This window comes from Lutibacter sp. (assembly GCF_013041805.1).
Taxonomy (GTDB): domain Bacteria; phylum Bacteroidota; class Bacteroidia; order Flavobacteriales; family Flavobacteriaceae; genus Lutibacter.
In genome coordinates, this window is the sequence record NZ_JABDRI010000082.1 from 1 (window position 1) to 9019 (window position 9019).

The window sequence follows — 9019 nt, forward strand, 5'->3', positions numbered from 1 at the left end:
GGACTGCAGGTGCGTGGTCTAATTTAACAAAACGAGGTGCAGCATGTCTACGACCTCTTTTAGTAAGAACAATTACTGAGAAAACAAGTATAACCATTAAAAGAACTAATATATATTCTGGCAATGGGAGCGTTTCAGTAAAAGAATAGATTCCAAAACCAATAATATATAGCACCAATAAAATATTCCTTAGTTTCAAATAAAAAGCACCTTTGTTTTGCGTACTCTCTGCCATAGCTGGCCTATTGCGAGCTTCATTTAATGATTTTTTCATTTTTTTAGTTAGTTTAGTAAATTAGAACTGGTTTTTAGTAGCACTTTAAATATATAGAAAAAAAATGAGTTTAAAACATTTTGTGCTATGCTCTAGAAATAAATTAAACTATTAAGGAACTATTAGAAATTAAAAAGCATAAATCTGGTTTCAGTGTAACCCCTTTGTTTTATGATTTTCAATTTTAAAATTTTAACTTCTCAACACTTAATTTCACCGAAACATTATGTAACATTTTACTTAGCACAATAGTGTTTATATTAGTGTAAAATTGATGTTGTCCAGCATTAGTTCTCAAGGAAAGCAACTTATTTTTTTCTAAAATAGCTTTTGTTTGTTTCGCAACGGCTGCACCCGAATCTATAATAACAATGTGTTCTCCGATTATTTTTTTAATTTGAGGAATTAAGTAAGGGTAGTGAGTGCAACCCAACACCAAATGGTCGATGTTAAATTGTAGCATAGGTTTTAGATAAGTTTCTAGTAAGTTGGTTAATTCTGATGAGTTCAACAAACCGGATTCAATGAGTGGAACTAAACCCTCTCCTTCTTGTTCAATGGTAGTAATATTTTTAGTATACGCTGCTGCAGTTTTTTCAAATAACTCACTGGATAAAGTTCCTTTGGTCGCTAAAATACCAATAGCACCTGTTTTACTTAATAGAGCTGCAGGTTTAATGGCTGGCTCAATACCAATAAATGGGATAGAATAGTTTGCTCTTAAATAATCGATGGCATTTGTAGTTGCAGTATTACAAGCCACAATAATAACTTTGCATCCTTTTGAGAGAAGTAATTCGGTATTTTTTATACTAAGTTCTAAAATTTCTTTAGGTGATTTTTCGCCATAGGGAGCATGTTTACTATCAGCTAAGTAGATAGTATCTTCATTAGGAAGTAATTTTATGACTTCTTTCCAAATAGAAGTACCTCCAATTCCAGAATCGAATATGCCAATAGGTTTATTCATATTTGTAGATACATTCTTTAAGAGTTTTCATTAGACTAAAAGTAAAAAAAAATCCCGCAATTGCGGGATTTTTTTAGAAAGTAATTTTTTTATTGAATACCTAATTTTGCTTTTACAGCTGGTAATAAATCTTCACCATTTGCTACAATTAATGTAGATGCTTCTAAAACATATGTAAAACCTTGTGAAGTTGCCACTTCATCAATTGCTTTTTTAGCTTTTTCTAAAATAGGTTTTAATTTTTCGTTTCTTTTCTTAGTAATATCCTCTCTAGCAACTTGAGATGCTTGATATAAATTTTGTTGATCTTGTTGAACTTCTGCACCTCTTTGTTGGTTTACTTCATCAGTTTGAGAAGCTTGTTCAGCTTGGTATTTTTTTAATTTAGCTTCTAATTTAGCTTCTTCAGCTTTTAATTCACTTTCGTACGTTTTGCTTAATTTTTCTAATTCAATATTTAAAGCTTTTGTTTCTGGCATTAAGCTAATTAATAAATCAGTGCTTATATGTCCTACTTTAGCTTGCGCTTGCACTGAGTTAAAACCTAGTGTTAATATTGCAATGAATAATAATGTTCTTAAGTTTTTCATTTCTTATTGGTTGTTTTTAATTAATTATTTTTATTTTTTTCTTCTTTTGCTTTTTTAGCGTCTTCAATTTCTTTTATTCTCTTTTGTCTTTTTGCCTCAATGGCAGCTTTTAATTCTTCCCGTTTTTTAAGTTGCGCCGCTTTTCTCTCTTCAATTTTCTTTTTTAATTCGGCCTGTTTCGCTTCCCTATCAGTTAATTTTTTTTGTGTTTCTTCACTTACAACTGTTGGTTGTTCGTTGGTGTTATTATTTTTCTTTTGATTTCTTTTTTCATTTACAGCCGCTGCTTTCTTGGATCTTGTAATAGCAGTAAGAACCAACTCACTAATATCATATGTTTTATTTGTGTACAGCATAATTAACGAACTAGAATTATCTAACACAAAATCGTATTTTCTTTTTGTTGCAATATCTTGAACCGAATTATAAACTAAATCTTGAATTGGTTGAACTAATTGTTGTCGTAAAAAAAATAAATCACCATTTACTCCAAAATAATTAACTTGTAAATTTTTCAAATCGAATTCTAATATTTCTATATCTTCTTCTTTTTCAAAAACTAATTCTTCAGTTAAAAGAACTTTTTCATTATTTAATTCAGCTTTTAATGCTTCAATTTCTTGTTGTTTTTTTTCAATATTATTTTGCCACGAAATTGCTTTGGCATTAATTTTCGCTTGTGCTTCTTGATACTCAGGAATATTTTCTAAAATGTATTCCATATCAATATAACCTATCCTTTGTGCTTTTTGCGCATGAGATACTATACCGAAAATTAAAAACGCAAATAAAAGAACTTTTTTTGTCATAACTAATATGTATTTAGAAAAAATCGTGCCAATTTAAAATTCATTTACAAATATAACTGATTTTGATTAAAATTGTTGTCCTATAATAAAGTGAGTTTGCCATCCAGATTTTTCAGTAGTTCCTGGTAATGGATCATAACCATGTGCAAAGTCAATTCCTAGCATTCCAAAGGCAGGCATAAATATTCGAAGTCCCATTCCTGCAGATCTTTTTAAGGTAAAAGGGTTGAAATTATCAAATCCATCGTATGAATTACCTCCTTCTAAAAATCCAAGCACATAAATTGATGCCGATGGTTTTAATGTAATAGGGTAACGTAATTCTAGTTGAAATTTATTGTAAATAGTTCCACCATCAATAGAAGATAAACGTCCATTTTCATAACCTCTTAAAGCAACAACTTCTCTACCATCTAGTTGAAATTGAGCCATTCCATCTCCACCAACAAAGAAACGTTCAAAAGGTGAATCTCCTAATTTTTTGTTGTAATTTCCCAAAAAGCCAAATTCAGCATTGGTCATTACTACTAAATCATCTGTAAGCGCTGTGTACCATTTTCCTTTAAAACTAGCTTTATAATATTCTAACCATTTATATTTTTCCGCTAGTTCTAACGATGAATAATCTTTATCATTTAACAAAGAGTAAGGGATAGTGAATTTAGCACCAATACTAAACTCTGACCCTTGTTTTGGAAAAATTGGATTTGGTCCTGAAGAGTTTCTTCCAAGTGTTAGACTATACGATAAATTATTAAGGCTTCCGTTGGTTAATTGTAAACCTGCGATATTAAAACCGTATTCTTGTAAATCATATAATTGATAACTGATGCTTTGAGACAATGTAAAATAATTATCAGGCCACTGTAGTCTTTTTCCTAAGCCAACGGATGCTCCAACAATATTTAATCGTTGATCTTTATCAACATTATTGGTCGTATAATCATACCTAAATTGCTTTGAATTGTATATTGAAAAGGAGAGTGATTGAGGTTTTTTACCTCCTAACCAAGGTTCGGTAAATGAAAAACTTGAGGTAGTAAAAAATCTACTTTTTTGCAATCGTAATGAAAGTGTTTGTCCATCTCCCATTGGTAGCGGTTTATATGCTTTCTTATTAAATAAATTTCGAACAGAAAAATTATTAAAAGATAATCCTAGTGTCCCTATAAAGGAACCACCACCATAACCACCTTGCAATTCAATTTGACTAGACCCTCTTTCGGCTACAGTATAATCAATATCCACTGTTTTTTCTTGATAATTAGGGCTAATATCTGGCGTAATTGCTTCGGCGTCAAAAAATCCTAACTGTCCAATTTCTCTAATGGTTCTTATAATATCACTTTTACTATATAAATAACCAGGTTTTGTTCTTATTTCTCTAAAAACTACGTGGTCATTTGTTCTGTCGTTTCCATTGACAGTTACTTTTTTAATTTTTGTAGGTTCATCTTCAAAAATTCTAATTTCTACATCAATAGAGTCATTGTTTACTCTTGTTTCTACCGGTAAAACTCTTGAAAATAAATAACCATTATTTTGATAGACAGTAGCAATATCTTCAGAGTCTGGTGAACCATCACCAGTTACTCTTTCCTTTAAAACTTTACCATTATAAGTATCTCCTTTTTCAATTCTTAATAATCGTTGTAGCTGAGCATCTGTATATTTACTATTTCCTAAAAAAGAAATATCTCCAAAAATGTATTTTTTACCTTCTTCAACTTTAATGTTTACGTTTAAAGAATTATCATCATTCCAAGTTAGTGAATGCCCTAAAACTCTAGCGTCTCTATGACCTCTTTCACTATAAGTTGTAATTAAATTCTCTAAATCTTCTTCAAAATCAGCCTCAATAAATTTTGATTTTTTCCAAAAGCGACCTAGCATTTTTGTCTTGGTGTTCTTTAACGCTTTTTTAAGTTTTTTATCATTAAAAGCCTCATTCCCTTCAAAAATGATATCTTTAATTTTTACTTTTTCACCCTTATCAATACGCACCAACATATTAACTATGTTAACACCAGTGGTATCTGGTCTTGTATCGAGGTTAACTTTTGTTTTTAAATATCCTTTTTCTTGATATACCTTTTTAAAATAGTTTTTAGTAGTCACGATAAGGTTATCTGTAACCATTTCACCTGTCTTTAACTCAGCATCAGTTTGTAAATCTTTTGCTTTATTTTTTTTAATCCCTTGTATGGTAACTTTATTTAATTGAGGAAGTTCTTGAACATCAAACTCTAGGTAGGCTGTATTTCCATCAATTTTAGAAATGTAAACTTCAACATTACTAAATTGCTTGGTTTCATATAATTTTTTTATCGCACTTGTTAATTTATCTCCAGGTAGTTTAATTTGTTGACCAACTTTTAGTCCAGTAAAAAGTTTAACGGTTTCATCTTCAAATTTTTGAAGTCCTTTAACAGAAATTCCACCTAATTCATAGTATGCTTCTTTTTCAAAAATAGGCTTCTTAATAATGGGTATAGTTATACTATCTTTAACTAAGGTGTCTGTTTTAGATTGAATTTCTTTAACATTTTGTAATTGTGATTCTTGTGCAATTATAGCAGTTGACGCTAAAAAAAATGTAATAAGTAAAAGTGCTATAGTTGATTTATTCATTGATTGTTTCAATTTGTTCGCTAGTTTTTCCAAAACGTCGTTCTCTATTTTGATATTCTAATACTGCTTTAAAAAGGTTTTCTTTTCTAAAATCAGGCCAAAGAGTATCTGTAAAGTACAGTTCTGCATAGGCCATTTGCCATAATAAAAAATTGCTAATTCTCTTTTCTCCGCTTGTTCGAATCATAAAATCAACGTCAGGCAAAGAAAACGTATATAAATGATTATTTATAATTTTTTCATTAATTTCTTCAATATTAAGTTGATTATTAACAACTTTTTCTGATATATTTTTGATAACATTAACAATTTCTTCTCTTGACCCGTAACTTAAGGCTAATGTTAATGTTAATGAGCTATTATTTTTAGTTTTTTCAATAACTTCGGCAAGCTCAATTTGTGCTTTTTCGGGTAAATGTTCAATATTACCAATAGTGGTTAATTTGATGTTGTTTTTTTGAAGATTTTTTAATTCTTTTTTAAGAGATGAAACCAATAATGCCATTAATGTTTTGACTTCTAGTTTTGGTCTATTCCAGTTTTCTGTTGAGAACGCATATAATGTTAAGTACTTGATGCCAATTTCTGCACAACCTTCAATAATTTCTCTTACTGATGTTACTCCATTTTTATGACCAAAAACTCGTGGCTTACCTTTTAATTTAGCCCAACGGCCATTGCCATCCATAATTATTGCAATATGATCTGGCAATTTGTTTTCTGCTATTTTATTCTTCAAATTTTCCATTAGTAAGGAGCCGCATAACATGGAGGCCTTCCAAATGTATATACAAATGATATTCCAGTAAGAATATACCAATCGTTATTATTTGGATTTCCAAAGGTTAATGAATCTATTTCTGGGTTGTTATAATCTATATCATCTTCAAGTGTGTATCTAGCTCTAAGCTCTAATGCAACTGCAAGATCACCCATTAATTTTGTTTTAAACCCAATGCCAAATGGAATAGCAAAGGATGTTTTAGAACTATATTGATATTCTTGAGGAGCTGTTTCAGCAGTTGCAACTTGATAATTAAAAGCAGCAATTTCAAAAATTAAATAGGGTGTGTAAAATTTTCTAAAATCATCCAAATTGTATTCAAAATAATTAAACTCAATTCCAACGGCTAATTCTTTTAAACTGTTATTAAAACCGATTCCTCTGTTATAGCGGGCAATATTTGTTGCATCGGCGTCATCAGCAGAAATTTGTGCATATGTAAAAGTTCCTCTAATAGCTATTCTTGGATTCATATTCCATTTATAAATGATACCACCCATAAAATTGTTTGGCTTTACGTAGTATTCGGATCCAATGTCACCAATGTAATTATTTCCACCAACAAAAAAACCAACTTCGTTGATTTGAGCTTCGGAATAAATTGTGGCACAGATGAATGTGATTAATAAAACTAGTTTTTTCATAAATAAAATAGCCCGCAAATATAAATAATTATAGTTGCTTTTAGAAGTTAATCAAAGTCTTTTTTGATAAACTAATTATAAATGAATTTATTGTAGTTCGTGTAAACTACTTTTTTAAAGGGGTGAATTAAAATTAATTCCGAGTATCTTGTCCCCAAAGTAATTTTTCACGTAACGTTTTTATAAACGTTTGTTCATTTATTTCTACCATTTTTAAGTTAAATTTAGATTTTTGAATGGCAACTTCGGAAGAGCTATTTATGGTAGTAATTCTAGAGTCTAATGATAAGAAAAATTTATCCTCTCTACCACTTACTTTAAATTTAACAATTGTATCATCAGGAATTACTAGCGGTCTTGCATTCAAATTATGTGGCGCAATAGGTGTTATCACAAAACTTTTTGCTTGAGGAGTTATGATTGGACCACCGCAACTTAAAGAATACCCTGTGGATCCAGTTGGTGTAGCAATAATTAATCCATCGGCCCAATAGGAAGTTAAATATTCATTATCTAAATATGTTTCAATAGTAATCATGGAAGCGGTATTTTTTCTATTGACCGAAACTTCATTTAAAGCAAAATTTAAACTCGCTAAACTGTCTATTTTTGGTTGTGTTGTTACGCTTAATAAAGAGCGTTCTTTTACAACATAATCTTGCTTTAATAATAAGTTAACTGCATTTTTTATCTCATCTTTTTGAACTGTAGCCAAAAAACCTAATCTACCTGTATTAATACCAACAATAGGAATATTTGAATTTCTAATATAGGTTACGGCTCTTAAGATAGTACCATCACCACCAATGGTAAACATAAAGTCAAAAGAGTTATCTAATTCTTTGTAAGAAGAAAAAGTATTAACTAGTGGAATTTTGAGATGATCTTTCAGTCCATCATAGTAGTTTTTTTCTATGATAAATTCAATTTCATTTTTATTTAAGAGCGCTATTAATTCTTCAAGATATTGTTGGTCTTCTATTTTGTAATATTGTCCGTAAATTGCAATTTTCATCCTTAAATATTTAAGTATTTACGCAAGTATTTTGATCGATCTTTTAAATCTTCTAAATAAAAATCTTCTTCGAGATTAGAGAGTACTTGGTAGTCATAACGCCTGAATGATTGTATAATTTCATTTACATCTTGAGCATTAAATTTCACAGTAATTTTAACTTTTGTTGAATTGCTTTCTGAAATAAAAACACCTGAAATTTTACCATTGTTAGATTCAACAATTTGGCAAACTTCACTCAAAGAATAATCTCTAGTTTCTTTTTCTATAAGTAATACAACTCCTTCATTATTTATGAATGGGGTTTGATTGTAACTGCTTAAAACCTCAGTTAAATCATAATAACCAATATATTCATGTTTTGAATTTAAAATAGGTGCTATATTTGCCTCATTGGTGGCGAAATTTTTAATAATATCTAATAAATTAGCTCCTTCTTCAATAAAAAAATGATTGAATAAATAGCGATAATTATCTAAAATATCAGAAGTGTCATCAATACCTTCAATATCATTTTCAGCAATTACACCAATAAGATGGCTATTCTCCACAATTGGAAAACAACAAAAAGTAGTTTCACTAAACAACAATTTAGCTTCCGCTATTTTTGTTTGAAGAGAAAAAGCTTTGTATTCGTTTAAAATAAATGGGGTTGTTTCCATATTGTTTTATATTGATAGTACAAATTAATCAAAAATAAAACCAAAAACATATTCTTACTTCGTAAATTTGCACACGAAATTAAAAAAATGGGTTATTAGTATGACTAAGTTAAGTGTAAATGTAAATAAAATTGCGACGTTACGTAATTCTAGAGGTGGAGATTTTCCAAATGTTGTTAAGGTATCTTCTGATATTCAAGAGTTTGGAGCAGAAGGGATTACCATTCATCCAAGACCAGATGAGCGCCATATTCGTTACCAGGATGCTTTCGATTTAAAAAAAATAGTAACTACAGAGTTTAATATTGAAGGAAATCCAATTCCAAAATTTATGGACATGGTACTCGAAATATGCCCTACACAAGTTACTTTAGTGCCTGATTCAATTGACGCAATTACTTCAAATGCTGGCTGGGATACCATTAAACATCAATCGTTTTTAAAAGAAATTATTTCAGAATTTAAATCAAAAGGTATTAGAACGTCTATTTTTATTGATACTAATTTAGATTTAATTGAAGCCGCTGCAACCACAGGTGCTGATAGAATTGAATTATATACAGAGGATTTTGCTACTCAATATGGGCTGGGAAATAAAAAGGCCATAGAACCGTATACAAAAAGTGCAATAGTAGCAACC

10 protein-coding genes are annotated in these 9019 nt (G+C 29.9%); 1 reads left to right on the forward strand and 9 read right to left on the reverse strand.

Annotated features, from left to right (window positions below; genetic code table 11):
- The 9 genes from HKP59_RS10430 to HKP59_RS10470 all read right to left on the reverse strand — a co-directional run.
- Positions 1 to 274 (reverse strand): hypothetical protein (locus tag HKP59_RS10430; protein WP_291806538.1); only part of this gene is annotated, 274 nt, incomplete at its 3' end.
- A gap of 184 nt (positions 275 to 458) precedes the next feature.
- Positions 459 to 1244 carry a glutamate racemase gene (gene murI, locus HKP59_RS10435; protein WP_291806539.1) on the reverse strand — a complete coding sequence of 262 codons (786 nt, stop codon included), beginning with the start codon at positions 1242 to 1244 and terminating at the stop codon, positions 459 to 461.
- Between the two features lie 89 nt (positions 1245 to 1333).
- Positions 1334 to 1834 carry an OmpH family outer membrane protein gene (locus tag HKP59_RS10440; RefSeq protein WP_291806541.1) on the reverse strand — a complete coding sequence of 167 codons (501 nt, stop codon included), beginning with the start codon at positions 1832 to 1834 and terminating at the stop codon, positions 1334 to 1336.
- Positions 1835 to 1854: 20 nt separating this feature from the next.
- Positions 1855 to 2643 carry an OmpH family outer membrane protein gene (locus HKP59_RS10445; RefSeq protein ID WP_291806543.1) on the reverse strand — a complete coding sequence of 263 codons (789 nt, stop codon included), beginning with the start codon at positions 2641 to 2643 and terminating at the stop codon, positions 1855 to 1857.
- A 66-nt stretch (positions 2644 to 2709) separates the two neighbouring features.
- Positions 2710 to 5274, reverse strand: a complete 2565-nt coding sequence (gene bamA, locus HKP59_RS10450; RefSeq protein ID WP_291806546.1) for an outer membrane protein assembly factor BamA — start codon at positions 5272 to 5274, stop codon at positions 2710 to 2712.
- Positions 5267 to 6022 carry an isoprenyl transferase gene (locus HKP59_RS10455; RefSeq protein WP_291806549.1) on the reverse strand — a complete coding sequence of 252 codons (756 nt, stop codon included), beginning with the start codon at positions 6020 to 6022 and terminating at the stop codon, positions 5267 to 5269. The genes bamA and HKP59_RS10455 overlap by 8 nt, the downstream gene beginning before the upstream one ends.
- Complete coding sequence (locus HKP59_RS10460) at positions 6022 to 6702, reverse strand: DUF6089 family protein (protein WP_291806552.1); 681 nt, start codon at positions 6700 to 6702, stop codon at positions 6022 to 6024. Before HKP59_RS10460 ends, HKP59_RS10455 begins: the two co-directional genes overlap by 1 nt.
- Positions 6703 to 6835: 133 nt before the next feature.
- A complete protein-coding gene (locus HKP59_RS10465) occupies positions 6836 to 7717 on the reverse strand; it encodes an NAD kinase (RefSeq protein WP_291806554.1) in 882 nt (293 codons plus the stop codon).
- 2 nt (positions 7718 to 7719) lie between these two features.
- Complete coding sequence (locus HKP59_RS10470) at positions 7720 to 8379, reverse strand: acetoin utilization protein acuB (protein WP_291806556.1); 660 nt, start codon at positions 8377 to 8379, stop codon at positions 7720 to 7722.
- Between the two features lie 100 nt (positions 8380 to 8479).
- Here HKP59_RS10470 and HKP59_RS10475 point away from each other — a divergent pair.
- Positions 8480 to 9019: pyridoxine 5'-phosphate synthase (locus tag HKP59_RS10475; RefSeq protein WP_291806557.1), on the forward strand; the 540-nt coding region annotated here is incomplete at its 3' end.